The sequence below is a fragment of the Mesorhizobium sp. WSM4312 genome (assembly GCF_002294875.1).
Taxonomy (GTDB): Bacteria; Pseudomonadota; Alphaproteobacteria; order Rhizobiales; family Rhizobiaceae; genus Mesorhizobium.
This window is the reverse complement of sequence record NZ_NSFU01000050.1, coordinates 1-1641: the sequence shown is the minus strand read 5'-3', so window position 1 is coordinate 1641 and position 1641 is coordinate 1. Positions and strand designations below refer to the sequence as shown.

Genomic DNA, 1641 nt, shown 5'->3' with positions numbered 1-1641 from the left:
AGCTGGAACAGCACGGCCAGCGACAGGAAGATGATGACGGGCATCAGGCCCTTGCCGATCGCCGCGAAACTGTCGGTGGGAAACGAGATCGGCTGGCCCTTCGACCACCATTTGGCGATGCCGCGCGCGGTCACCATCATGCCGAGCGTGGCGATGAACGGTGGGATGCGCGTGTAGGCGATCAAGGCACCGTTGACCAGACCGGCGAGCAGGCCGCAGCCGATCGCCACCAGCAGCGGCACGATGACGGGCAGGTCGGTCCAGCCTTGCGCCAGAAACATCGCCTTGGGGTTGGGATTGCCGTTGACGGTCGCCACCTGGGCGAAACTCATGGCGATCATCGCGGTCGCGCCGACGATCGAACCGGAAGACAGGTCGATGCCGCCGCAAATGATCACCTGCGTCACGCCGATGGCGATGATGCCGACGATCGACACCTGCAGGATGATGATCTGCAGGCGTGCCTCGTTGAAGATCCCCGAGACGTCGCTGCGGGTGTTGAACAGGAAACTGTCGCCGAGAAAGATGCGGCCGATCAGTTCGAAGATGACGACGAGAATGACGAGCGCCAGGAAGACATTGAATTCGGCCGGCCATGTGCGCTTCTTCGCATCGTAGGTGAGCCCTCCGACGCCATGAGATGTCTGTGCCAATCTTCTATCCTCCGTCAGCCACGGTCGCGCCTCGAGCGCCTTCAGGCGCCGAGGGAAGGGGGAGCGGCGCTGCCTGAGCAGCGCCGCTCTCGATATCCGCGGCTCAGTTCTTCTTCAGGAACTTGTCGATGTTCGCCGGGGTCACAAGCTGGAACGGCACGTAGACCTTGTGCTCGACCTTCTCGCCCTTGGACAGTTTCAGCGCCGCATCCAGCGCGCCCGCGCCCTGGCCGGCCGCGTCCTGGAACACGGTTGCGTCGAGGTCGCCGGCCTGCATGGCGGCAAGCGCATCCTGCGTGGCGTCGACGCCGCCGACGACAACCGCCTTCATGTCGATGTTGGCGGCCTTCATCGCCTGGATGGCGCCGATGGCGCTTTCGTCATTGTTGGCGATGACGCCGTCGAACTTCTTGCCGGTCGACAGCCAGTTGGTCATCAGGTTCTGCGCTTGGTCGCGATCCCAGTTCGAGGTCTGCTTGTCGATGATCTTGATGAAACTGCAGTCCGGCGTCGCGATCACCTCTTCAATGTCCTTGGTGCGCTGCACGGCAGCCTGGTTGGAAAGCTCGCCCATGATCACATAGACATTGGCTTCCTTCTTGCCGGCTTCCTTGAACAGACGGCAGACTTCCTTGGTCTCAAGCGTGCCGGAATCGGCTTCGTTCGAGGCGACGAAGGCCTGGTTGTCGGGCAGCGTGTTCACGTTGACCGGCTCGCGGTTGACATAGACAAGCGGAATCTTGGCAGCCGCGGCGGCGTCCGACATCGCTTGGGTGGCCGAGGTGTCAACCGGGTTGACGATGATCGCGTCGACGCCCGAAGCGGCGAAGTTCTTGATCTGGTCGAGCTGCTTGGCAACGTCGTTCTGTGCGTCTTCGACCTGCAGTTCGACGCCGCTCATGCCCTTGGCCTGCGCGATCATGCCGTTGCGCAGCACGGTGAGGAAGTTGTCGTCGAACTTGGCCATCGATACGCCGATCTTGGCGGC

General features: G+C 62.4%; 2 protein-coding genes. Both read right to left on the bottom strand.

Going from position 1 to position 1641, the window contains the following annotated elements:
• On the bottom strand, window positions 1–653 hold a 653-nt coding region (locus CK228_RS34565; protein WP_143750663.1), incomplete at its 3' end, for an ABC transporter permease.
• 103 nt (window positions 654–756) lie between these two features.
• The gene (locus CK228_RS34560) at window positions 757–1632 is read right to left on the bottom strand and encodes a sugar ABC transporter substrate-binding protein (RefSeq protein ID WP_245438186.1); all 876 of its coding nucleotides are present in this window, start codon (window positions 1630–1632) and stop codon (window positions 757–759) included.
• Window positions 1633–1641 lie beyond the last annotated feature (9 nt).